This is a genomic window from Sphingobium sp. MP9-4 (assembly GCF_005281675.1).
Lineage (GTDB): Bacteria > Pseudomonadota > Alphaproteobacteria > Sphingomonadales > Sphingomonadaceae > Sphingobium > Sphingobium yanoikuyae.
In genome coordinates this window covers 49,400-72,208 of sequence record NZ_LUFI01000021.1, presented here as the reverse complement: position 1 = coordinate 72,208, position 22,809 = coordinate 49,400, and the positions used below count along the sequence as shown (strand labels likewise).

The 22,809-nt window shown below is 64.0% G+C and carries 20 protein-coding genes; 13 read left to right on the top strand and 7 right to left on the bottom strand.

The features are described 5' to 3' along the window. Positions 1 to 4 precede the first annotated feature (4 nt). The 6 genes from A0U87_RS05225 to A0U87_RS05200 form a co-directional block, all read right to left on the bottom strand. Positions 5 to 499 carry a spore coat U domain-containing protein gene (locus A0U87_RS05225; protein ID WP_048938473.1) on the bottom strand — a complete coding sequence of 165 codons (495 nt, stop codon included), beginning with the start codon at positions 497 to 499 and terminating at the stop codon, positions 5 to 7. A gap of 11 nt (positions 500 to 510) precedes the next feature. Then, positions 511 to 2,694: a fimbria/pilus outer membrane usher protein gene (locus A0U87_RS05220; protein WP_048938499.1), complete on the bottom strand. Its 2,184-nt coding sequence runs from the start codon at positions 2,692 to 2,694 to the stop codon at positions 511 to 513. 112 nt (positions 2,695 to 2,806) lie between these two features. Beyond that, positions 2,807 to 3,550, bottom strand: a complete 744-nt coding sequence (locus tag A0U87_RS05215) for a fimbria/pilus periplasmic chaperone (protein ID WP_048938474.1) — start codon at positions 3,548 to 3,550, stop codon at positions 2,807 to 2,809. A 21-nt stretch (positions 3,551 to 3,571) separates the two neighbouring features. Then, on the bottom strand, positions 3,572 to 4,069 hold the full coding sequence (locus A0U87_RS05210) for a spore coat U domain-containing protein (protein WP_004208307.1): 498 nt from the start codon (positions 4,067 to 4,069) through the stop codon (positions 3,572 to 3,574). 133 nt (positions 4,070 to 4,202) lie between these two features. Continuing rightward, the gene (locus tag A0U87_RS05205; protein WP_234415726.1) at positions 4,203 to 4,493 is read right to left on the bottom strand and encodes a hypothetical protein; all 291 of its coding nucleotides are present in this window, start codon (positions 4,491 to 4,493) and stop codon (positions 4,203 to 4,205) included. Positions 4,494 to 4,629: 136 nt separating this feature from the next. Next, positions 4,630 to 5,241: a MarR family transcriptional regulator gene (locus A0U87_RS05200; RefSeq protein ID WP_048938476.1), complete on the bottom strand. Its 612-nt coding sequence runs from the start codon at positions 5,239 to 5,241 to the stop codon at positions 4,630 to 4,632. Between the two features lie 141 nt (positions 5,242 to 5,382). Here A0U87_RS05200 and ectA point away from each other — a divergent pair, with 141 nt between their 5' ends. The 8 genes from ectA (at position 5,383) to A0U87_RS05160 (ending at position 14,005) form a co-directional block, all read left to right on the top strand. Next, positions 5,383 to 5,874 carry a diaminobutyrate acetyltransferase gene (ectA, locus tag A0U87_RS05195; RefSeq protein ID WP_080993638.1) on the top strand — a complete coding sequence of 164 codons (492 nt, stop codon included), beginning with the start codon at positions 5,383 to 5,385 and terminating at the stop codon, positions 5,872 to 5,874. A 15-nt stretch (positions 5,875 to 5,889) separates the two neighbouring features. Beyond that, positions 5,890 to 7,200: a diaminobutyrate--2-oxoglutarate transaminase gene (gene ectB, locus A0U87_RS05190; protein WP_048938478.1), complete on the top strand. Its 1,311-nt coding sequence runs from the start codon at positions 5,890 to 5,892 to the stop codon at positions 7,198 to 7,200. A 15-nt stretch (positions 7,201 to 7,215) separates the two neighbouring features. Then, positions 7,216 to 7,629, top strand: a complete 414-nt coding sequence (locus A0U87_RS05185; protein WP_004208301.1) for an ectoine synthase — start codon at positions 7,216 to 7,218, stop codon at positions 7,627 to 7,629. A gap of 176 nt (positions 7,630 to 7,805) precedes the next feature. Then, positions 7,806 to 8,726 (top strand): ectoine hydroxylase, encoded by a 921-nt coding sequence (thpD, locus tag A0U87_RS05180; RefSeq protein WP_048938479.1) that lies wholly within the window; start codon positions 7,806 to 7,808, stop codon positions 8,724 to 8,726. Next, complete coding sequence (locus A0U87_RS05175; protein ID WP_048938480.1) at positions 8,723 to 10,165, top strand: aspartate kinase; 1,443 nt, start codon at positions 8,723 to 8,725, stop codon at positions 10,163 to 10,165. Before thpD ends, A0U87_RS05175 begins: the two co-directional genes overlap by 4 nt. Positions 10,166 to 10,185: 20 nt before the next feature. After that, positions 10,186 to 11,421, top strand: a complete 1,236-nt coding sequence (locus A0U87_RS05170) for an MFS transporter (protein ID WP_037511932.1) — start codon at positions 10,186 to 10,188, stop codon at positions 11,419 to 11,421. Beyond that, positions 11,418 to 12,752 carry an MFS transporter gene (locus tag A0U87_RS05165; RefSeq protein ID WP_048938481.1) on the top strand — a complete coding sequence of 445 codons (1,335 nt, stop codon included), beginning with the start codon at positions 11,418 to 11,420 and terminating at the stop codon, positions 12,750 to 12,752. Before A0U87_RS05170 ends, A0U87_RS05165 begins: the two co-directional genes overlap by 4 nt. After that, positions 12,749 to 14,005 (top strand): mechanosensitive ion channel family protein, encoded by a 1,257-nt coding sequence (locus A0U87_RS05160; protein ID WP_048938482.1) that lies wholly within the window; start codon positions 12,749 to 12,751, stop codon positions 14,003 to 14,005. Before A0U87_RS05165 ends, A0U87_RS05160 begins: the two co-directional genes overlap by 4 nt. Positions 14,006 to 14,125: 120 nt before the next feature. On the opposite strand, the gene A0U87_RS05155 is transcribed toward A0U87_RS05160, so the two are convergent. After that, a complete protein-coding gene (locus tag A0U87_RS05155) occupies positions 14,126 to 14,854 on the bottom strand; it encodes a FadR/GntR family transcriptional regulator (protein WP_017498927.1) in 729 nt (242 codons plus the stop codon). 183 nt (positions 14,855 to 15,037) lie between these two features. On the opposite strand from A0U87_RS05155, the gene A0U87_RS05150 reads away from it, so the two are divergent. From A0U87_RS05150 to A0U87_RS05130, 5 genes are read left to right on the top strand one after another with little or no spacing between them, the layout of a single operon-like run. Next, on the top strand, positions 15,038 to 17,722 hold the full coding sequence (locus A0U87_RS05150; protein WP_240700503.1) for a TonB-dependent receptor: 2,685 nt from the start codon (positions 15,038 to 15,040) through the stop codon (positions 17,720 to 17,722). Between the two features lie 26 nt (positions 17,723 to 17,748). Continuing rightward, on the top strand, positions 17,749 to 19,431 hold the full coding sequence (locus A0U87_RS05145; protein WP_137405272.1) for a beta-xylosidase: 1,683 nt from the start codon (positions 17,749 to 17,751) through the stop codon (positions 19,429 to 19,431). A 10-nt stretch (positions 19,432 to 19,441) separates the two neighbouring features. Beyond that, positions 19,442 to 20,701, top strand: coding sequence for an MFS transporter (locus A0U87_RS05140; RefSeq protein ID WP_240626726.1), 1,260 nt, complete (start codon positions 19,442 to 19,444; stop codon positions 20,699 to 20,701). Continuing rightward, entirely contained in the window at positions 20,698 to 21,876 is a 1,179-nt protein-coding gene (locus tag A0U87_RS05135; protein ID WP_137405271.1) for an L-rhamnonate dehydratase, read from the top strand. Before A0U87_RS05140 ends, A0U87_RS05135 begins: the two co-directional genes overlap by 4 nt. Further along, positions 21,873 to 22,739 carry an NAD(P)-dependent oxidoreductase gene (locus tag A0U87_RS05130; protein ID WP_234415729.1) on the top strand — a complete coding sequence of 289 codons (867 nt, stop codon included), beginning with the start codon at positions 21,873 to 21,875 and terminating at the stop codon, positions 22,737 to 22,739. Before A0U87_RS05135 ends, A0U87_RS05130 begins: the two co-directional genes overlap by 4 nt. Positions 22,740 to 22,809: the final 70 nt, after the last annotated feature.

The following is a 22,809-nucleotide window of genomic DNA, read 5'->3' as shown; positions in this document are numbered from 1 at the left end:
CTGATCAGAAGATGACCGTGACCAGCACCGTGTCCGAATAACTGCCGGGCGGGACATTCTGCCCGGCCGGGATACGGCCATAGACGGTCGTGGTTTGATCCAGACTCAATAGCGCAATGAAATTGCTGGTCACCGTCTGCGATCCGCCGGTCCCATCGCCCCAGACCTGGTTGCGCGCATTGCTGGTGTAGAGATTATAGGCGAGCGTCGAGCCGCCACTGGTCAGGACGCGTGGCGCATAGGTGGACGATGTCCCCTTGCTCAGCTGGATCGTGTAGCTGCCGCCCAGCGCGACCACCAGCGAGCAGCGCACGCGCACCGTTCCCGATGAATCATTATCCCCGCTGGCGACCGGGTTGTAATTGCCGAAGCTCAGGCCGCTTGCCGATACGGTGCAGGTGCACAGGGCCAGGGGATCGCACGCCGCCTGCGCGGGGGCCGCCATGAACAGGGCCGCCAGCGCGACCGCAACGGCGTAGAGGGCATGGCCAGTGCGCATCCTCATCCTCCTTATGGCACGCATGTCAGCGGCCCGATCACTGGTAGCATTTCGTCCGGCACGGCGTCGACCCGAACATGGCAGGGGCCGTCCCCCGTATCGACGGACAGCATCATGCCGGGATGAAGGCTGCGGATGAAGACGGCGCCGTCGTTGCCGACAAAGGATTTTTCATCTTCCGCGGTGACGCTGGCGCCGATTTCCGCCGGCGCGCCGTCCGGCATGACGATGCGCAATGTCGCCGGATGCTCCCGGACCGCGACGAAACGCGCGCTGACGGCGCCCCGGTAGCGCGGCACCACCCTGATCTGGTCATTGGGCATTCGGATGTCGATCGGCACGTCCGCCGCCGCGATGCTGAGGCGATTGACTTCATAGGGGCGCAGGTCGGGAATGACGGCCATGCCACGGGCGTCGGTCCGCGCGACCAGTCGGTTTTCCTGATAGATGCGCACATCTGCCTGGCCGGGCACGCGCACCACGGCAAAGCCGCTTTCCACCCGGCGGGTCGGGAACAGCGCGCCATCGGCCAGCAACAGCCCGCCCTGGCCGGTGACACGCCAACCGGTTTGTCCGCCGGCACGGTCCACCTGCGCGGTCATCTCCACCGCATTGCCGCGCCACAGAATCTCGCCCTGTTGCTGCGCATTGCTGCCGGTCGAAATCGCCGCCCGATAGCCCCAGCCTCCGCTTTGCGGCGGAGTGCTGCGCATTTCCGCCCGCACGCCACCCCGATCGGCCTGGAGATAGGCGCTGCTGCGCGGGCCGAAGGGGATGGTCAGATTGAAGCCGATGCTGTTTTCATGGCCGCTTTCCGAAAAGTGGCTGCGGATCGCGTAGGCGCTGACAAAGGCCTTGTCGCGCAGGGACAGGCTGTAATTGCCCGACAGGACGCGGGCGGACTGGCTGTCGGCATAGGTCAGGCTGGTATAGGATGCGCCGATCGTGCCCATCGTGCCCAGGCTCCATCCGGCAGAGCCCTGCACCTGTTCCACGATCCGCTCGCTGGCACGCTCCACGCCGATTTCGCGATAGCGGTTCGACGCCCGCTGGTAACTGAGAGCGACGTTCCAGGTCGGCGCGTTGCGGGCAAAGGCTGCCCGATACAACAGGCCCTCACCGGCCTGGCTCGTCGATCCCGCTGCCGCCAGGCTGATCTCGCCGATCGGAACGATGATCATGTTGACGCCGCCGCCGGCCATGGTGACGTCGGCGCTGGCTTCGGCCCGTCCCTCGATCGTCAGCCGGTCGGTCAGGCCGCGGCGATAGGTGCCGGCCAGGAAGGGATTGTCATAGCCGAAGCTGCGCAGCCCATAGCCGCGCCGTTCGGCTCCTGCCTCCATAGACCAGGACGCCAGGCCCGCGCGCAGCAGGTGGGAACTCACATAGTAGCTGGACGTGACGCGCCGCTCTACACCCAGCGGATCGCGGATGACCAGCGTCACCTGGCCGGCGCCCGTGACCAGCGGCACCTGATTGATGGAGAAGGGCCCCTGGCCGACATCGGTCTGGAAGCGTTGGGTGCCGTTCACCAGCAGCTCCACGTTCGACGGCACGGCGGCGCTGCCGGCAAGGGACGGGGTCGGAAAGGTCAGGAGGCTTGGCTGCAGGGCGAACTCGGTGCCGAAGCGCACGCCGCCAAAGCGGATCTGCCGCGTCCAGTCGCGCGCATCCGTTACGCCATCGCCGATGACGAGGCGCGTCAGGTTGATCGGATCGTCACGCAGATAATAGCTGTCCAGCCGGGTCGCCCGACCATAGACCGTGCCGTTGCCCAGCAGCATGCTGTTCGACACCACGCCCCAGTCATCGGACAGCCCGGCCTCCACGAAGGCGCCCAGGCGCGCCTTGCCGGCATATTCGGCAGAAATGTCATAGTTGAGGAAGGCGGCGAGCATATTGTCGCTGGGCGCGGCGACGGCGCTGGCCGGCGCAACGCTGGTCGCTTCGAAGGCTTCGGGCGACACCGTCAGCAACAGGGCCTGGTTGGGCTCGTCGAAGGCGGCCGCGACGCCGCCGAGCGCGGATAGCGCGACAAAGGCGTCGCCATCGATCAGCACTGCCGTGCCCGTCGGCGGGCGCATCCGCCAGGCGGCCAGATCCTTCACGCGCACCAGGAATGCGCCGGCGCGTCGCGCAAGCAGATAGTCGCCTGGCAACAGCCGGCCGTTGAGCGTGACCGAGGCCAGCATCATTGTGGGCGCCGTCGCATCCGCCGTCGTCGCAACCGCGCCTGTCGTCGGCGCGCTGTCCTGCGCGCTGGCAATGCCGCAACTGGCCACGACGCAGGGCAGGACAAGAAGGGTGCTAGCGCGTCCCACCGGCATGGGATGCCGACTGGAGGACGAGCTCTGCGGTCAGGCTGCGCTGGCCGGTGGCCGCCTCCAGCGTCAGCTTCTCTCCGCCGCCCACCGGTCGTTGCATGTCGAACAGGAAGCTGCGTGTCGCGCCGGGAAGGATGTAGATCGATTCCTGCCTCGTCGCCAATGCGGTGCCGTCGGCCCGCTTCAGGTCAAGGCGATTGAGGTGAACATGCGCGCTGCCTTCATTGCGTGCGGTCAGCGTGAGCTGCCTGTCATTGGTGGCGGTTAGCTGCCACGCCAGGGATGCCTGCGCACCGGGCGCGGTCACGAATATGGGGATGCTGACGCGCAGCAATGTGCGGATCTCGCCAGCGGCGGTCGGGCGATCGGTCGGGATTTCCTCCAGGAAGACGCGATAGCTTTTCTCGGTCGGTGTGGCGGCCGTGCGCAGGCCGAAGCGCGCAATCTGCTGCCCGCCTGCGGCTATTTCGAACAGCGGCGGATTGGCCAGGATGTCGCGTGTTTCCTCGAACAGATCCTGCCCATTATCCTGCCGCCATGCCACGACCCGCACCTGCATGCGGGCCGGCGCATCGCCGCTATTTTCGATCGTCATCGTCTCGACCGGGGTCTTGTCGTCAAGCGCGACCAGGACCGGATAGATTTTCAGCGTCGCGGCCCAGGCGGTGGTTGGCTGTGCCAGGGCGAGCAGGGCCGCTGCCGCGCGTCGTGCGAACATCTTGGGCATGGCCGCCTCGCTCCGGATCGATCAATAGACGACGTTGACGGTGATGGTGTCGCTATAGGAACCGATCGGGACATTTTGGCCGGCCGTGATCCGGCCATAGACGGTCAGGGCATTGGTGCCGACCGGCGCCGTCGCGGCGGCGGTGTCGGTCGCAGGCGTGTTGCCCCAGTTCGTCGTATGCGCCGAATCCTGATACAGCGCATAGCTCAGCAGATTGCTTCCGCTCGACATCTTGCGCGTGGTCACGGTCGCCCCCGATGCCGTGCCCGCGGTCAGGCCGACCGTGTAGGTGGTGCCGACCGTGCAGAGAACCGACAGGGTGGAGGTGGCGTCGGTTGGCCCGGTCGCGGTCGGGTCATAATTGCCGAACGCCAGCGCCGTGGCCGACACGACGCAGGCCTTGATCACGGTTGCGGTAACCGGGAAGGTCGTGGTGGTGGTGGCTGCCTGGGCCGTGCCTGCAAGACCCGTGAGCAGGGCCGCGGCTGCGAGGGATGCGGCCAGTTTGAAACGAAACATGTGTCCTCCAACACCTCAAGCTTTGATGGAGGGAGTATCGTCAATGTCGGTTAATAACGCGCTTTTGGGCAAAAGGCGGCTTTACCAATATTTTGCGTAAATCGCCTTCGTCGCAAGATAACGGATCGGTCCGTCAGAATTCATAGGACAGGATGTCGTCCTGCCGGCTGTGATCCATATTGCCGCTGCGAAGGGAGACGACTGTTCCGTTGTCGCTGGACGATTTCACCATGCGATAATGATATTGTCCGCAATTTCCAGCAGCCTGGTCGCTGGAAATGCGGCAGGGCTGCACGACCACCGCGCCGACCAGCAGCGAGCCATGCGCGGCCTGCTGCGCAGGCGCAGCAGTGCCGATGGCCATCGATCCCGCAATCAGGAAGGTGCGGCCGGAATGGCGCAACATGCAAATAACCCCGTTCATCGCGCCCTCCTAACGGATCGAAGCGGCAACTGACAGCGATTCCTGACCGGCGGCCGAAGGGCAGACGATGCGTGGAATAGGGAATCTATGCATAGACCATGAGGGGGAGACGCTGACGGCGGAGCGCAGTGGGGCGTCAAAGCGGCTCGGACCGGTCGATCCGGCCGCTGTCGAGCAGCGGTGCGGCGTCGATCGAATCTGCGTCCATCAGCATCGCCAGCCTTTCTGTTGCGGCGAGGATCATGGCCTGTTCCCAGCTTGGCAGGGCGTCGAAGCGATCGGTGAAGCGCTTCTGCAGTGGGTCGGGGGCGTCGGCCAGGGCATCACGACCGGCGGGTAGCAGGGTCAGGTGGATCTGGCGCTTGTCGCGTTCGCCGCGCTGGCGCTGGACGAAGCCGAGCGCGACCAGCCGGTCGACGATCGCGGTGATCGTCGCCTGGCTGAATTGCAACGCCTGCGCCACGGCGGAGGGGGTGACGGACAGGCGCGTGTCGATTTCCCGCAGCACCAGCAATTGTGAGGGGGTGAGCCCGGTCGTCGTCGCCAGCTGACGGCTGCCGATTTCGGTCGCGCGAAGGACGCGGCGCAGCGCGCGCAGGGTCAGGGAGGCGATTTCGGAATCCATGGGAAGGCGCATAGCGCGAAGTCCCGCAAAGCGCCAACGGGCCCAAAAGTTCCTCACCATATACTTCATCATGTGAAATATAATTTCGGCTTCGGGGTTGAAGATGGCGCTGATGATCGGCATATAACCGCCCGTCTCGCCGGAGAATCTGCTTCTCCGAGTAAAATATAATTCGGGAGATGAACAATCTTCGATTCCCAAGCTACAGCGGCTGCTTCGCCGCCACGGGCTTCTGCGCGCTCTCGATCGGGCGAGGGGCAGGACATCGTCTTACGCAAGCCCGTCGCCACGGACGGGCCAGCCATCAGCGGATTGATCGCGGCCTGTCCGCCGCTTGATCCCAATTCGGCCTATTGCAACCTGCTGCAATGCACGGACTTTGCCGACAACTGCATCGTCGCCGAGCGCGGCGGTGCGGTGGTCGGCTGGGTATCGGGCTATCGCCCGCCGGCAGCGCCCGACAATCTTTTCGTGTGGCAGGTCGCGGTGTCGTCCGCCGCGCGTGGCCAGCGCCTTGCCGGGCGCATGATCGAGGCGCTGCTGGCCCGGCCCGCGCAGGCCGGCGTCACCCATCTGACGACGACCATCACCGACGATAATCGCGCCTCCTGGGCCCTGTTCCAGGGGCTGGCGCGGCGGTGGGGCGTTCGGATCGAAAAGACCGCCCGCTTTGAAGAACAGGCCCATTTTGCCGGCGCCCACGCCACCGAATGGCAGGCGCGCATCGGCCCGCTGCCGACCCTGGCACAGAGTTGAGGGAGATTGAAAAGCATGACCGTCACGACCCAGCCCAAACCCACCAGTGCCATGCCCGACACGGCCATTTATGAGCGGCGCGAGTCCGCCGTGCGCAGCTATGCCCGCGCCATGCCGCGCCAGTTCAACCGCGCGGAAGGCGTGTGGATGCACGACAATCAGGGCGGCCGCTATCTCGACTTCCTGTCGGGCTGCTCCACGCTCAATTATGGCCACAACCACCCGGTCCTGAAGGCCGCGCTGGTCGACTATATTGCCGGCGACGGCATCACCCATGGCCTCGACCTGCACACCGATGCCAAGGCCGACTTCCTTGCCACGCTGGAGGATGTGATCCTGCGTCCCCGCGGGCTTGATTATCGCGCCATGTTCACCGGGCCGACCGGCACCAATGCGGTCGAAGCCGCGATCAAGCTGGCGCGCAAGATCACTGGTCGCGAACTGGTGATCGCCTTCACCAACGGTTTCCACGGCATGACGCTGGGCGCGCTCGCCTGCACCGGCAATGCCGCCAAGCGCGGCGGCGCGGGCGTGCCGCTCAGCCATGTCGCCCATGAACCCTATGACGGCTATCATGGTCCCGATGTCGATACCGCCGACCTGCTGGAACGGCGCCTGTCCGATCCGTCGAGCGGCCTTGATGCGCCGGCCGCCATCCTGGTGGAGACGGTGCAGGGGGAAGGTGGCCTCAATGCCGCCTCGCCGCAATGGCTGCGCCGGATCGCCGAGATCGCCAGGCGCCATGGCGCGCTGATGATCGTCGACGACATCCAGGCCGGCTGTGGCCGCACCGGCAATTTCTTCAGCTTCGAAGGCATGGGCTTCACCCCCGACATCGTCACCATGGCGAAGTCGCTGTCGGGTATGGGCCTGCCCTTCGCGCTCACCCTGTTCCGTCCGGAACTGGATCAATGGGCGCCGGGCGAACATAATGGCACCTTCCGGGGCAATAACCATGCCTTCGTCACCGCCACCGCCGCGCTGCGCCATTTCTGGGGCGATGCGCAGTTCGAACAGGATATCGCCCGTCGCGGCGCGCTGCTGGAACGGCGGCTGGACGCGATGGCGGCCGAACATGGCCTGTCGACGCGCGGCCGCGGCATGATGCGCGGCATCGACGTCGGATCGGGCGAAGTCGCTCAGACCATCACCGCCGCCTGCTTTGCGCAGGGGCTCATCATCGAAACCAGCGGCGCGCATGACGAGATCGTCAAGATACTGGCGCCCCTCGTGATCGAGGACGCCGTGCTGTCGGCCGGCCTCGACATTCTCGAGGAGAGCATCCGGTCCGCGCTGACCGTCACCTATGGCGTCGCCGCAGAATAAGAGGAGATTTCAGACATGATCGTTCGCAAGCTTCAGGACATCCGCAAGTCCGACCGCAATGTGAAGTCCAAGGGCTGGGAAAGTGCCCGCCTTCTGCTGAAGGACGACAATATGGGCTTTTCCTTCCACGTCACTACCATGTACGCGGGCGAGGAATTGCACATGCACTACCAGAACCATCTGGAGGCGGTGCTGGTGCTCAAGGGCACGGGCACGATCGAGGATCTGGGCACGGGCATCACCCATCAGCTGGCGCCCGGCGTTATGTATGCGCTCAATGCCCATGACCAGCATATCGTGCGGCCGGAAACCGACATATTGTGCGCCTGCACCTTCAATCCGCCGGTCACCGGCAAGGAAGTGCATGACGAGAATGGCGCCTATCCCGCCGATATCAGCGCCGCGCGCGAGCCTGCGCTGGCCGACTGATGCGTGACGCTCCAGCATTTTCAAAGCAGATGGCCACATCTGCTGACTCGGAAAATGCGGACAACAACGAAAATTGGAGCTTGATCCGATTCAGTATGAACGGATCAAGCTCTGGCTTGGGGGCTGCCCGAGCCAGCCACGCCCTTATTATCTTAGATTGAAAAAGGGGGAGTCCCATGAAAGACCTCTACCCGTCCCGCCATGCCGACATGGCGGAATTCCTGCCGCGCCACGATCCGGTCGTCCATGCCGACTGGAGCGCAGGCGCGCCGATCAGCCGCGACCAGGCCGATGCCTTCGACCGCGACGGCTATCTCGTGCTGGAAGACATTTTCTCCGACGCGGAAGTCGCCTTCCTCCAGCACGAGGCCCGCAAGCTGCTGGCCGATCCCGATGCGCTGGAAGCCGAAACGGTGATCACCGAACCGGGCGGCAAGGAAGTTCGTTCCATCTTCCGCATCCATGCCCAGAGCCGGGTGATCGAGCGGCTGGCGGCGGACAGTCGCCTGGCCGGCGTGGCCCGCTTCCTGCTGGGTGACGATGTCTATATCCACCAGTCACGGCTCAACTATAAACCCGGTTTCCAGGGCAAGGAATTCTACTGGCACAGCGATTTCGAGACCTGGCATGTGGAGGATGGCATGCCGCGCATGCGCGCGCTGTCCATGTCGGTGCTGCTGGCGGAAAACACGCCGCATAACGGCCCGCTGATGCTGATCCCCGGATCGCATCGCCAATATCTGACCTGCGTCGGCGAGACGCCCGAGGACCATTATCGCCAGTCGCTCAAGCGCCAGGAATATGGCGTTCCCGACGAGGATAGCCTGGCCGAACTGGCGCATCATCATGGCATCGTCGCGCCGACCGGCAAGCCCGGATCGGTGGTGATCTTCGACTGCAACATCATGCACGGGTCGAACGGCAACATCACGCCCTTCCCGCGCGCCAATGCCTTCCTGGTCTATAATGCGGTGTCCAACCGGCTGGAGGCGCCCTTTGGTGTCGACCGGCCGCGCCCCGCCTTCATCGCTGCGCGCGGCGAACCGGAACTGATCGCTCCGGTCACCGGCCCCCTGATGCAGGAGGCGCTGGCATGAGCAGCCTGCATAGCGTCGAGAAGATCGGCGGCACATCCATGGCCGCGACCGCGACATTGTTCGACAATGTGCTGATCGCCGGCCGCAAGGGCGCGGATCTCTATCATCGCATCTTCGTCGTGTCGGCCTATGCCGGCATGACCGACCTGCTGCTGGAGCACAAGAAAAGCGGCGAACCGGGTGTCTATGCCCGCTTCGTGGCGGACGAGGATGCGGATGGCTGGCGCCAGGCGATGGAGACGGTGCGCCGCGCCATGCGGGAGCGCAATGCGACGATGTTCGTCCGCGCCGACCGGCTGGCGGAGGCCAATGCCTTTGTCGACATGCGGATCGATGCGGTCGCCGCCTGTCTCGACGATCTGGCGCGGCTGCGCAGCCATGGTCGCTTCTGCGTCAAGGAACAACTGGTAACGGTGCGCGAACTGCTGGCGGGTCTCGGCGAAGCGCATAGCGCGCATTCGACCGCGCTGCTGCTCCGCGACCGGGGCGTCAATGCGCAGTTTGTCGACCTGACCCTGTGGGACCAGCAGGACATGCGCGAACTGGACGACCGGATCGGCCAGGCGTTCGCGCCGATCGACCTTTCCACCACCCTGCCGATCGTCACCGGCTATGCCGGATGCAGCGAGGGCATGGTGCGCCTCTATGCCCGTGGCTATTCGGAAATGACCTTTTCACGCATCGCCGTGCTGACCAAGGCGCGCGAGGCGATCATCCACAAGGAGTTTCACCTGTCGAGCGCCGACCCGCGCCTGGTGGGGACGGACAAGGCGCGCAAGATCGGCCGCACCAATTATGATGTGGCGGACCAGCTTGCCAATCTGGGGATGGAGGCGATCCATCCCGGCGCCGGCCGGGGGCTGCGCCAGACCGACATTCCACTGCGGGTGCGCAACACATTCGACCGGGAAGATGGCGGGACGCTGATCTGCGGCGCCTATGTGTCCGACACGCCGCGCGTCGAGATCGTCACCGGCGTGCGCCATGCGCAGGCGCTTCAGTTCTTCGAGCAGGATATGGTCGGCGTGAAAGGCTATGACGCGGCGATATTGGACGCGCTGGCCCGCCATGGCGCCTGGATCGTCAGCAAGGCGTCGAACGCTAACACCATCACCCATTATCTGTCCGCGGATGCGGCGACGGTCAAGCGGGTGATCGCGGATTTGCAGGCGCGCTATCCCGACGCTGCCATATCGGCCCAGCCGGTGGCGATCGTGTCGGTCATCGGCAGCGACATATCCCGGCCGGGGCTGGTGCCCGATGCCCTGCAGGCGCTGGCCGATGCCCATGTGCCGATCGTCGCGATGCAGCACCAGATCCGCAATGTCGACGTCCAGTTCATCGTCGATGTCGATCATTATGAGACCGCCGTGGGCGCGCTGCACCGCGCCCTGGTGGAGGACGGGGCGGAACCGGCGGAGGATCGGCGCGCGGCCTGATCCGCACCCGATTGTCCCCCATGTTCGCCGCGATCCACCCCGTCCGCAGTCTGCTGCTCGCCATCTTCATGCTGATGGCGGGCAGCGGCTTCCTGTCCACGCTGATCGGCCTGCGGCTGGAGCGGGCAGGGGCAGGCACGATGGCGATCGGTGCGGTCGCCACCGCCTATTTCGGTGGACTTGTGGTGGGTGCGTTGCGGGCCGGGGCGATCGTGCGACAGGTGGGGCATATCCGCGCCTTCGCCGCCTTCGTCTCGCTGCTGTCGGCCAGCACGCTGGCCTATGCACTGGTCCAATATCCGCTCTTCTGGGCCTGCCTGCGCCTGATCGACGGCATCTGCGTCGCGGGCGTGTTCATCTGTCTGGAAAGCTGGCTCAACGATCGGGCAGAGGCGGAAACGCGCGGCAGCGTGCTCGCCGCCTATATGGTCGCCCTCTATTCGGGGCAGGCGGTCGGGCAATTGCTGCTGGGCGCCAGCGGTGCGTTGCCGGCGGTGCCATTCCAGATCGCCTCCATCCTCATTTCCCTGGCCATCATCCCGCTCTGCCTGACGCGCAGCAGCGCGCCCGCGCCGGTCGATGCGCAGGCTTTCACCATCCGCGCCCTTTATGCCGCGTCACCGCTTGGCACGGTCGGGTCGGTCGCGACCGGGCTGATGCTGGGCGCCTTCTATGGCATGGCGGCGGTGCATGTGCGCCGGCTGGGGCTGGATCTTGGCGCGACCGCCAGCTTCATGATGATTGTCATCCTGGGCGGCGTCGCGCTGCAATGGCCGCTGGGGCGCCTGTCGGACCGGCTCGACCGGCGGCGGGTGATCGTCGGCTGCTTTGCCGCGACGCTGGCGGTCTGCACGGTGCTGGCGATGCTGGTGTCGGGCGGCCCGCTGCTGCTGGCGCTTGGCGCCCTGTTCGGCGGCCTCAGCTTTGCGCTTTATCCGCTCTGCGTCGCGCACTGCAACGACCGGCTGCTCGCGACCGAGCGGGTCGCGGCGAGCGGGCGGCTGGTGCTGCTCTATTCGGTCGGCGCGGCGATCGGCCCGCTCGGCGCTGCCCTGCTGATGAGTCTGGCGCCGACGAGCGGCCTCTTTCTCTTCATTGCCCTGTGTGCCGGCGCGACGCTGGCCTTCGGCCTCTGGCGCCAGACGGCGACCCCGCCCGTGCCGGTCCCCGACCAGCAGGACTTCCAGATCGTGCCGCGCACCACGCCGGTGGCCTCGCTGCTCGATCCCAATACCGTAGACGGACTGACCGAATGACCGCTTCCGCCGTTCCTGCCAGCCCTGTTGCCCCGGTGCAGGCCGACAAGGCCACCTTGCGCCGGGCCATCGCCGCGTCGGCGCTGGGCAATGCCACTGAATGGTTCGACTATGGCATCTATGCCTATGGCGTGACCTATATTTCCGCCGCGCTCTTTCCCGGCGAGGTGGACGATGCAGTGCTGTTCGCGCTGGCGACCTTTGCCATTTCCTTTCTCGTCCGGCCATTGGGTGGCCTGTTCTGGGGACCGCTGGGCGACCGGCTGGGGCGCAAGTCGGTGCTGGCGCTGACCATATTGATGATGTCGGGCGCGACGCTGGCCGTCGGCCTCATCCCCTCCTATGCGCAGATTGGCTGGGCGGCGCCTGCGCTGCTCATCATCCTGCGCATGGTGCAGGGATTTTCCACTGGCGGCGAATATGGCGGCGCCGCGACCTTCATGGCTGAATATGCGCCCGACGCCCGACGCGGCTTCTATGGCAGTTTCCTGGAGTTCGGCACGCTTGCCGGATTCTCCTTCGGTGCGGCGCTGATGCTCGGCTTTTCGCTGCTGCTGGGGGACGCAGTCATGCACGCCTGGGGATGGCGCATTCCCTTCCTGGTGGCCGCGCCCATGGGCCTCATCGGCATGTATCTGCGGTCGCGGATGGAGGACACGCCGGTCTTCCGCGAGCAGGCGGCCGAAGGCAGCGGATCGCCGTCCCTTTCCCGGCTGCTGCGCGACCATAAGCGGCCGATGCTGGTCGTGGGCGGGCTGGTCGTGGCGCTCAACGTCGTCAACTATACGCTGCTCAGCTACATGCCGACCTATTTGCAGCGCCGCATCGGCCTGTCCCCGGACGAGGCGCTGGTGGTGCCGATCATCGGCATGCTCTTCATGATGGTCTTCCTGCCGATCGCCGGCCATATGTCCGATCGGATCGGGCGGCGGCCGATGTGGCGGCTGTCGCTCATTGGCCTGCTGGTCGCGGTGGTGCCGCTCTACATGCTGATGGCGACGGGCCTGGCCGGCGCGATCATCGGCTTCGTCCTGCTCGGCCTGCTCTATGTGCCGCAACTGGCGACGATTTCGGCGACCTTCCCGGCGCTGTTCCCCACCATCGCACGCTTCGCCGGCTTCGCGATCGCCTATAATCTGTCGACCTCGCTGTTCGGCGGCACGGCGCCGGCGATCGGCAGCGCGCTGATCGGCGCGACCGGCAATGAACTCATGCCGGCCTTCTACATGATGGCGGCCTGCATCATCGGCCTGATTGCGCTCCGCTTCATGCCGGAAACGGCAGGCCAGTCGCTCCATGACGATCCGTTTACACGGGAGCGTGCAGCATGATCAGCCAGCTCTATATCGCGTCGGACAGCCTCCAGATCCTGACCCGCGGCTATGTTGAGAATGTCTGGTTGCAGGCCATGACGGGATTGCTGCTGCTTGGCGCATTCGCCTGGGCGGCCAACTGGGTGGCCAAGCGTATCGTCCTGACCCTGTTGCTGCGACTGATCGATCATCTGCCGTTCCGGGTCGAGGCCGCGCATATTGGTGCCGTCGTCGCGCGCCTGTCCAACATCGTGCCGGCGCTCATCATCCAGTCGGGCGTCGCCGCCGTCCCGCATCTGCCGGTCAGGCTCGCCGGCTTCATCGCCAGCCTGTGCGCCGCCTTCATCATCCTGACGCTGGCCATCGCCTTGAGCGGCCTGCTGACGCTCGGCAACGACCTGTATCAGCGCCGCCCCGATGCCGCGAACCGGCCGATCAAGGGCTATGTGCAGGTGGCCAAGCTGCTGGTCTATGGCGCGGCGAGCATCCTGATGATCGCGGCGCTAATGGACCAGTCGCCCTTGCTGCTATTGTCGGGGCTGGGGGCGATGGCGGCCGTGCTGATGCTGGTGTTCAAGGACACGATCCTGTCGCTGGTCGCATCCGTCCAGATCGGCTCCAACGACATGATCCGGGTCGGCGACTGGATCGAGATGCCGCAGCTCGACGCCAATGGCGATGTTATCGATATCGCGCTGCATACGGTGAAGGTCCAGAATTTCGATCGCACCATCACCACCATCCCGACGCACAGGCTGATCAGCGAGAGTTTTCGCAACTGGCGCGGGATGCAGGAATCGGGCGGCCGCCGGATCATGCGGGCGCTGGTGATCGACCAGAACAGTGTCGGCTTTCTCGATGAGGCAGGGTTTGATGCCGTCGCACGCTTCGGCCTGCTCCGAACCTATCTGCATGACAAGCAGCATGACCTGTCACGCTGGAATGGGGACCATGCGGCGGACAACAGGCTGGATGGCCGGCGCTTGACCAATATCGGCACCTTTCGCGCCTATGTGCTGGCCTATCTGCGCGCGCATCCCAATATCCGGCCCGACCAGACCCTGTTGGTGCGCCAACTGGCGCCCAGCGAACATGGACTGCCGCTGGAAATCTACGCCTTCGCCAACAGCATCGTCTGGGCCGAATATGAAGGCATACAGGCCGATATTTTCGACCATCTGATCGCGATCCTGCCCGAATTCGGGCTGCGCCTGTTCCAGCGGCCCGCGGGAAGCGATCTGGGGCAGCTCATGTCGGGCGTCCGGATATAGAAGGGGCTGGGCGCGCTCGAAGCGCGAGCGCTGTGTCAGGTGGGGTGAACGGCGCGGGTTGTTCCGTTCGGTCTGCTGCCGGATACTGCAATATCTGGTATGAGAAATAGTTTTTCTCGTTCACAGCATGCCGGCATCGCTCGATGCATTGCCGATCAGCAGCAGCATTTTCGAACGTGCATCCTCACCGTCTCCTCGCATGATCGCGTCGAAAACGGCGTCATGGTCGGGCATCGGATCGCGCGACTCCTGGCGCTCATCGCGCGCAAAGCGCGTGGTCCAGGCAACTACCGCCGTGACCGATGTCGCGAGCGTGATGAGGGATTCATTGCGGGTTGCGAGCAGGATCTGGCGGTGAAAATTCTGGTCGGCTGCGCGTCCCTCCATCGTCTGGAGTCCGCAGCGCCGCATTTCCTCGAGCGCATGACCCATGCGTGAAATGTCCTGCGTATCACGGCGCAGCGCTGCAAACTGGGCCGCGGCCGGCTCCACTACGATACGCAATTCGAAGATGTCGCGGAGAAACTCGGGCGTGGGTCCGGCTTCGAACATCCATGCAAGAACGTCCAGGTCCAGCATGTTCCAGCGAAGCCGGTCGTTGATGCGCGTGCCGCTCTTCGTCCGGCTATGGACCAGCCCCTTGGCTGACAAGACGCGGACCGCCTCACGATAGGCGGTCCGCGAGATGCCCTGTTCGGCGCTATAACGCTCCTCGCCTGGCAATATGTCTCCCGGCTGATAGCGGCCGCCCACGATGGCGATGCCCAGGTCATGCGCGATCCTGTCGTGCACGGCGCGCTGGGGCTGGCTGGCGGGGCGGGACAGTGGGTGCTCATCTGCTTGCGTCATAGGTTCTCGTCCGATTTGCGGCTGCGATCGTCAAGCCTGATCCGACATTTGCCAGAACTGGTATGAGGAAAAATAGAAAATTTTCGACATATCCCTATTACTCCGTCAAAATATCGCTTGAAACCGCCTTTAATTCGCATAATCTAGTATGAGAAATAAAAATGACTCGGAGGGATTGCTGTGATGAAAGGTGCTATGAAGCTGTCCATCTCATTGGTCGCGTTGCTGGCGGCGCAAGAGGCCGTGGCACAGGGTGATGCGGAGGCGAGCGGGACGGGCGTGAGCGATGTCGACATCATCGTCACCGGCATGCGAGCCAGCCTTTCGTCGGCACAAAACATCAAGCGCAATGCGCAGCAGTTGGTGGATTCTGTCGTTGCCGAGGATATCGGCAAGCTACCCGACAACAATGTGGTCGAGGCGCTTCAGCGCGTGCCCGGCATCCAGGTTTCGCCCCGCGCGCGCGGCGAATCCGCGACCGTGCTGATCCGTGGCCTTCCCGACGTCGTGACATTGGTCAACGGCCGCAACATCTTCAGTACCACCGGCCGTTCCCTGTCGCTGGCCGATGTGCCGGCAGACCTGGTTGCCGGCGTCGACGTCTACAAATCGCGTTCCGCCGATCAACTGGAAGGCGGCATTGCCGGGCTCATCAACGTGCGCACCCGCCGGCCCTTCGACTTCAAGGGGCTGGAAGTCGCGCTGGCCGGACGCGAAGTCTATAGCGAGCAGCCCGATACGATCGATCCCTATGCCAGCGCGCTCATCAGCAATCGCTGGTCGACCGGCATCGGCGAGATTGGCGCATTGGTGAGCGTCTCCTACCACAAGACCCGCTATCGCGACTTCACGGTCTATAGCGGCGGATATTTCGGCTATAATCTCGACAATAGCCGCGCGCCCTACACCCCGGGCGTCCCGCTCGACCCGCGCGGTAACGGCGCAAATGACCCTGCCGTGTTTCGGACCGACGTTATCGGTGCCTTCGATCGGATCGGCACCCGGACCCGCCCGGCCGTCAATGCCACGCTGCAATGGGCGCCGGATGATCGCCTGACCATTCATGCCGACGGCCTTTTCTACGGCTATCGCGAACGCGGCAACGGCAATCAGAATTTCACGTCGATGAATGGCACATTGCGCTCGCCGCTCGCATTCGTGGGCGATACCAAGCTGGTAGAATCGCTCAGCATCAGCGGCGGGCGTGTCGCCAATTTCGGCACGGCCTACCGAAACAAGGCGGATCGCTGGCAAGGGGCGATCGGTGCGGATTGGGAGGCCAACGACTGGAAGGCCGCGACGGAACTGTCCTACACAAGGTCTAAGACCACCGATGTCGGCAATAATCTGGACGTCGACTTCATCGCGTCCCGCACCGATGCCGTCTTCAATGATGGATCGGGCACCCCCTATTTCTCCCTGCCCAATGACGACATTGCCGATCCGGACCGCTATTATCTGTCTCGCCTGTCCACCACGCGCACGATCGGCGACGGCAGGGAATGGGCCTGGCGGGGCGATCTCTCCTACCGCGCGCCTTTCCTGATCTTTTCCGGGCTGGATACGGGCCTTCGGATCAGCCAGCGCGATGCGCAGTCGGACAGTTTCACCCAGACCGTGAATTGCGGTCCGGCGGTTTCGGTCAAATGCTATGCTGTCAAGGCGGCCAGCCTGCCGGGGCTGATGACGGTGACACCTGGCGGATTCGATACGGGAACCGGCAAGTTCGTGGAGCAATGGGCAACGCCGGGCACCGACTATCTGCTGAACAATATCGGATCGCTGCGGCAATTATTCGGTCTCGCGCCCGGCGATCCGGCTTTCCAGGATACCCAGCATTTCGACATCAAGGAGAAAAACCAGGCCGGCTATGGCCAGGCCAATATCGAGGTCGGACAACTGGACGGGCAGGTCGGCGTGCGCGTGATCCGCACCGACATCACATCCAATGCCTTCCTGGTTCTGCGCGGCGCCACCTCACCCGTCACGATCCGGAACAAGAGCACGGATGTGTTGCCCAGCCTGGCGCTGCGCTACAAGCTAAAGGACAATCTCTTCCTGCGCTTCGCTGCCAGCAAGACGATCACGCGCCCGAGCTTCACACAGCTCAATCCGGCGCTCACTTTGACGCCACCGGTACCCGGTCAGCAACCGTTCGGCCGGGGAACGAGCGGCAACGCCGATCTGAAACCGATCCGCTCCGACAATTACGACCTGTCGCTCGAATGGTATATCGACCGTTCCAGCTCGATCACCGCCACGATCTTCCGTCGCGACGTCAAGGGCTTCATCCAGTCGGTTACCAGCAATTTCGACATCGATTATCTGGGCGCCGACAATGGCGTCTATCAGATCACCCGCCCGGAAAATTCCGGTTCGGGACGCCTGCAGGGAATTGAGGGCGGCTTCACCTTCTTCCCCAAGGGACTGCCCCAGTGGCTGGACGGCATCGGCATCAGCGCCAACGGCACCTATATCGATGGCAACAACAAGGCGCTCTCGCCGCTGCCCGGCGTCACCGGCTATATGGACATCCCCTTCCAGAATGTGTCCAAATATTCCGGCACCGCCACCTTCATCTATGAAAAGGGCGGCTTTTCCGGGCGGGCCTCCTATGTCTGGCGCGACAAATATAATGCCGGCCTGCATTTTACCGGGGTCAATCCCAGTTTCATCACGAACGGCGCGATCAGCAATCTGGACCTGTCTTTGTCCTACGAGATCAATCCCCAGTTTACGGTCGTGTTCGACGCGACCAACATTCTGAAAAATCTCTATCAAACCTCGTTCAACGACCCCAATCTCTATCCGCGCGATACCGTTCTCTACACGCGCACCTTCGCCCTTGGTTTCCGGGCAAAGCTTTGAACAAGCCCATATCGAGAGGATGTTCCATGACCATTTCCCGAGTGATCGCGTCCCTGTCGGTGCTGCTGGCGCTGCCGCAACTGGCCCATGCCCAGACAGCGCCGGCCCGGCAGGTCGCGATCAGCGTGGACGCGGCCAAGCCAGCAGGCAAGCTGCCGCCCGTCTGGCGCTTCTTCGGCGCGGACGAGCCCAATTATGCGACCATGAAGGACGGCCGGAAATTGCTGCTCGAACTGGGCGAACTGAAGAAGGGTGAGATCTATTTCCGTGCCCATAACCTGTTGAGCAGCGGCGATGGCACCGCCGCCTTCAAATGGGGCAGCAGCAACGCCTATACCGAAACCAGGGACGGCAAGCCGGTCTATGACTGGAAAGTCGTGGACGGCATCATCGACACCTATCTGGCACGCGGCGTTCGGCCCTATCTGCAGATCGGCTTCATGCCCGAAGCCATGTCAGCCGCGCCGGCCGGCACGCCCTATCAGCATAGCTGGCGGCCCGGGTTCGATTACAAGCTGATCGCGACCGGCTGGACCTATCCCCCCAAGGATTACGAGAAATGGGCGGAACTGGTCTATCAATGGACGCTCCACAATATCGAGAAATACGGCAAGGCCGAGGTCGAGAAATGGTATTTCGAGGTCTGGAACGAGCCGAACTCGCCCTTCTACTGGACCGCTTCGCCAGAGGAATTCTACAAGCTGCATGACTATGCGATCAGCGCGGTGCGCCGCGCGCTGCCAACCGCGCGGGTCGGTGGTCCGGACGTTGCGGGCGCTGGCGGCGCTTTCATGGACGGCTTCCTGAAGCATGTGTCGTCCGGCAAGAATTATGTGACCGGCCAGACCGGGACGCCCACCGACTTCCTGTCCTTCCATGCCAAGGGCCGGCCGGAATTTGTCGATGGCCATGTCCGCATGGGGATCGCGACCCATTTGCGGGAAGCGGATCGCGGCTTTACCAAAGTGCTGTCGATCCCGTCGCTGGCCGGGAAGCCGGTGGTGATCGGCGAAAGCGATCCCGAAGGCTGCGCGGCCTGTCCGGGACCGCAAAACGACTATCGCAATGGCACCATGTATTCGAGCTACACCGCCGCCAGCTTCGCGCGCATCTGGGAATTGGCGGAACGGAGAAAGGTCAATCTGGAAGGTGTCCTGTCCTGGTCGTTCGAGTTCGAGGATCAGCCCTGGTTCGCAGGTTATCGCCAGCTCTCGACCAATGGCGTCGACTTGCCGGTTCTCAATGTCTTCCGCATGTTTGCGCAGCTTGGCGAAACGAAGCTCTCAACCGTCAACAGCGCGCAGATCCCGCTCGATCAGGCGATGACGAAGGGCATCCAGGGTGATGCCGATATTGGGTCGATCGCCACCCGCACAGCGGACGGCAAGGCGGCCTTGCTACTCTGGCATTATCATGACGATGATGTCGCTGGGCCGGATGCGCAGCTGAAGATCGGCTTGAAGGGACTGAAGGCTGCGCCGTCCTCGGCGACGCTGTGGCGAGTGGATGGCGATCATGCCAATGCCTTTGCCGCCTGGAAGAAGATGGGCTCGCCCCAGTCGCCCGATCAGGATCAATATGCGCAGTTGGAGGCCGCGTCGGTCATGAAGGCGGAGACGGTCGCTGTCGCCGGCCCACGTGGCGCGGCCAGCATCGATCTTGCGCTTCCGCGCCAGGGTGTCGCCCTGCTGATCCTGGACGCGCAATAGGATGGCCGTTGTGGCCGCATCGGAGCCGTACCGGGAACGCTGGGCGATTGCGGCGATGATCACCGTCGCCATCGCCATCTCCTACCTTGATCGCCAGACGCTTCCCTGGGCGATCAAATATATCGAAGCCGACATCCCCATCGGCAACCAGACCAAGGCCGTTCTCGATTCCGCCTTCCTCGCCACCTACGGCCTCATGTATCTGGGTGGCGGCTGGCTGCTGGATCGAGTGGGAACGCGGCGCGGCTTTCTGGCGATCATGATCTTCTGGTCGCTGGCGTGCGCCAGCCATGGCGTGGCGGGCGGCATCGCCGCGCTGGTGGTCAGCCGGCTGCTGCTCGGCATAGGGGAGGGCGGGGGCTTCCCCGCCGCCACCCGCGCCATTGCCGAATGGTTTCCGCCTGAACGCCGCGCGGCCGCCATGGGCCTCGTCAATGCCGGGACGGCAGTGGGCGCCGTCGTCGCACCGCCCTTAATCGCGGGCATTCTAGCCTACGGGCACTGGTTCGATCTGTCGAGCTGGCGGTGGGTTTTCTTCATCACCGGCGGGTTCGGCCTCGCCTGGGCGCTCTGGTGGTTCCTGACCTATCGCACGCCCGCCGGGGACGTCGTCTCCGCAGGCGAGGACGCCGGACTGGCGCCGACCGTGGCCATGCTCCTTGCCCGCCGTGAAGTGCGTGGCCTTGTCGGCGCCAAGTTCCTGAGCGACGGCGCCTGGTATTTCTACCTCTTCTGGCTGCCCAAATATCTGTTCGAGGCGCATGGCTTCGACCTGAAACAGGCGGCGACCATCGGCTGGATTCCCTATGCGGCATCGGGTGTCGGCAGTCTGTGCGGTGGCTGGCTCTCCAGCCGCCTTCTTTCCGCCGGCCGTTCGGTCGATGCCGCCCGCAAGATCGCTCTGGGCCTGAGCGCCGCCTGCATGCCCTGGGTCATGCTGGCGCCCGCGACTGCCTCGGTCGCAGCGGTCATTGGCATCTTCAGCCTCGCCTTCTTCGGGCAGCAAAGCTGGTCGACCCTCGTCATGACCCTGCCGACCGACCTTGCGCCGCGCAGCGCCCTGGGACGTCTTGCCGGGCTGGTCGGCCTTGGTGGCGCCTTTGGTGGCATCGTCATGGGTCAGGCGGCTGGCTGGGCACTCGACGCCGGGCTTGGCTACGCGCCGGTGCTGACCGTTGCTGCCACCCTGCACCTGATCGCCTTTGCGCTGATCTGCCGCTCGATTCCTCGCATTTCGCCTCTCAGCTTCACTCGAAAGGTCGTCCCTTGAAAATCACCGAAATCCGCACCCGCGTCGTCCAGTGGGAAGGCGAAACCGTGCCGCTGCCGCCGCACTTCTGCACCAATCCCATGGATATGGTGTCGCCAATGCTGTCGCCCGAAACCATGGGCACCTTCACCTTCCATGGCTGGCTGATTGTCGAAATCTTCACCGACCAGGGGCTGGTCGGGATCGGCAATGCCGCGCTCGCGCCGTTCGTGACCAAGCAACTGATCGACCAGTATCTTGCCCCCTTGTTGATCGGCCAGGATCCGTGGGACAGCGAGTTTCTGTGGCAGCATATGTATCGCAAGACCATGGCGTTCGGGCGCAAGGGCGTGGCGCTGGTTGCGATTTCCGCGCTCGACATCGCGATCTGGGATCTGATGGGTAAGGCGGCGAAACAGCCCGTCTTCCGCCTGCTGGGCGGCCGGACCAAGGCAAAGATTCCGGTCTATGCGAGCCGCCTCTACTCGATCCCGCTCGACGAACTGGCGCAGGAAGCCGCCGCCTACAAGGCGCAGGGCTACAAGGCGATGAAGCTGCGTTTCGGCTGGGGGCCGATCGACGGGGCGGAGGGCATGGCACGCAATGTCGAACTGATCCGCACCGTGCGCGAAACGGTGGGTGACGAAATCGACATCATGGCGGACGCCTATATGGGCTGGAGCCTCGACTATGCGAAGCGCATGATGCGCCTCATCGAACCCTTCAACCTGCGCTGGCTGGAGGAGGCGATCATCCCCGACGATATCAACGGCTATCATGAACTGCGCCGGTTCGGCACGACGCCGATCGCGGCGGGCGAGCATGATTTTACCAGCTATGGCTTCCGCCAGATGATCGAGGCGAAATCGCTCGACTACTTCCAGTTCGACACCAACCGCGTCGGCGGCATCACCGCTGCCCGCAAGATACAGGCGCTGGCAGAAGCCTATTCCATCCCCGTCGTGCCCCATGCCGGCCAGATGCACAATTATCATGTGGTGATGGCGAGCCTCAACAGCCCCATCGCCGAATATTTCCCGATGGTCGATGTGGAGGTGGGCAACGAGCTCTTTTGGTACATCTTCAAGGGCGAGCCCCAGGCGGTCGATGGCCATATCGATCTCGACGATAATCTCCCGGGTCTGGGGCTCGAAATCGACGAAGCTGCACTCTCGCGTTTCAAGGTGATCGGATGATGAAGATTGCAATATTGGGGCTGGGCATCATGGGGGGGGGCATGGCGCGCCAGTTGCTGGCGGCCGGCTTCGACCTGACTATGTGGAACCGCAGCGCAGGCAAGGCCGAGGCGTTGCGCGCGGCTGGCGGACGCGTGGCCGCGACGCCGGCGGATGCGGTGCAACATGCCGACATCGTCATCGCCATGCTGGCCAATGACGATGTGTCGAAAACCGTTTGGACCGGCGAGGATGGCGCACTTGCCGCCATGAAGGCCGGCGCGATCGCGATCGAATCCAGCACCCTGACCGGCGACTGGGTATTCGACCTTGCCCGCCAAGCGGTCGCCCGAGGCGTGCGCTTCCTGGAAGCGCCGGTGACCGGCAGCCGGGATCAGGCGGCACAGGGTACGCTCCGCTTCCTCGTCGGCGGTGACGCGGAGGCGATCGAACTCGCTCGCCCAGCCTTCGATGCCATGGGCGGGGCGCTTGTCCATCTCGGACCTGTCGGCAGCGCCGCTACGGTCAAGCTTGCCAATAATTACCTGTGCGGCGTGCAGGCGGCCAGCCTGGCCGAAGCCATCGCCCTGTTCGAGAAACATGGACTGGACATCGAGCAGGCCATGTCCATCCTCTTTGACGGTGCCCCCGCCAGTCCGATGGTGAAGGGGGTGGGCCGTCGGATGCTCGATCGCGATTATGCCCCGCATTTCGTGGTCCCGTTGATGGCAAAGGATCTGGGCTATGCGGCGCAGGCGCTGGCTGATGTAGGGATTGTTTCCGCCATTGCGCAGGCCGCACGGCAGCGCTTCATCGACGCGGATCTGGTTGGCGAAGGTGACCGCGACATCGCCGCGATCGTGGAGCCGCTCAGAAAGGCGTGAGAGGCGCAGGATTGGGAGAGGGGTAATGAAGAAGCGTTTGTTGGTGTCCATCGCGCTGCTTGCAGCGACG

What these genes read in the sequence shown, in the direction of transcription:
- A0U87_RS05170 (WP_037511932.1), top strand. Translation starts at nt 10,186, where the DNA reads ATGTTCGCCGCGATCCACCCCGTCCGCAGTCTGCTGCTCGCCATCTTC.
- A0U87_RS05185 (WP_004208301.1), top strand. Translation starts at nt 7,216, where the DNA reads ATGATCGTTCGCAAGCTTCAGGACATCCGCAAGTCCGACCGCAATGTG.
- thpD (WP_048938479.1), top strand. Translation starts at nt 7,806, where the DNA reads ATGAAAGACCTCTACCCGTCCCGCCATGCCGACATGGCGGAATTCCTG.
- A0U87_RS05155 (WP_017498927.1), bottom strand. Translation starts at nt 14,854, where the DNA reads ATGACGCAAGCAGATGAGCACCCACTGTCCCGCCCCGCCAGCCAGCCC.
- A0U87_RS05165 (WP_048938481.1), top strand. Translation starts at nt 11,418, where the DNA reads ATGACCGCTTCCGCCGTTCCTGCCAGCCCTGTTGCCCCGGTGCAGGCC.
- A0U87_RS05200 (WP_048938476.1), bottom strand. Translation starts at nt 5,241, where the DNA reads ATGCCGATCATCAGCGCCATCTTCAACCCCGAAGCCGAAATTATATTT.
- A0U87_RS05205 (WP_234415726.1), bottom strand. Translation starts at nt 4,493, where the DNA reads ATGAACGGGGTTATTTGCATGTTGCGCCATTCCGGCCGCACCTTCCTG.
- A0U87_RS05220 (WP_048938499.1), bottom strand. Translation starts at nt 2,694, where the DNA reads ATGATGCTGGCCTCGGTCACGCTCAACGGCCGGCTGTTGCCAGGCGAC.
- A0U87_RS05210 (WP_004208307.1), bottom strand. Translation starts at nt 4,069, where the DNA reads ATGTTTCGTTTCAAACTGGCCGCATCCCTCGCAGCCGCGGCCCTGCTC.
- A0U87_RS05145 (WP_137405272.1), top strand. Translation starts at nt 17,749, where the DNA reads ATGACCATTTCCCGAGTGATCGCGTCCCTGTCGGTGCTGCTGGCGCTG.
- A0U87_RS05150 (WP_240700503.1), top strand. Translation starts at nt 15,038, where the DNA reads ATGAAAGGTGCTATGAAGCTGTCCATCTCATTGGTCGCGTTGCTGGCG.
- A0U87_RS05175 (WP_048938480.1), top strand. Translation starts at nt 8,723, where the DNA reads ATGAGCAGCCTGCATAGCGTCGAGAAGATCGGCGGCACATCCATGGCC.
- A0U87_RS05160 (WP_048938482.1), top strand. Translation starts at nt 12,749, where the DNA reads ATGATCAGCCAGCTCTATATCGCGTCGGACAGCCTCCAGATCCTGACC.
- ectB (WP_048938478.1), top strand. Translation starts at nt 5,890, where the DNA reads ATGACCGTCACGACCCAGCCCAAACCCACCAGTGCCATGCCCGACACG.
- A0U87_RS05225 (WP_048938473.1), bottom strand. Translation starts at nt 499, where the DNA reads ATGCGCACTGGCCATGCCCTCTACGCCGTTGCGGTCGCGCTGGCGGCC.
- A0U87_RS05215 (WP_048938474.1), bottom strand. Translation starts at nt 3,550, where the DNA reads ATGCCCAAGATGTTCGCACGACGCGCGGCAGCGGCCCTGCTCGCCCTG.
- A0U87_RS05130 (WP_234415729.1), top strand. Translation starts at nt 21,873, where the DNA reads ATGATGAAGATTGCAATATTGGGGCTGGGCATCATGGGGGGGGGCATG.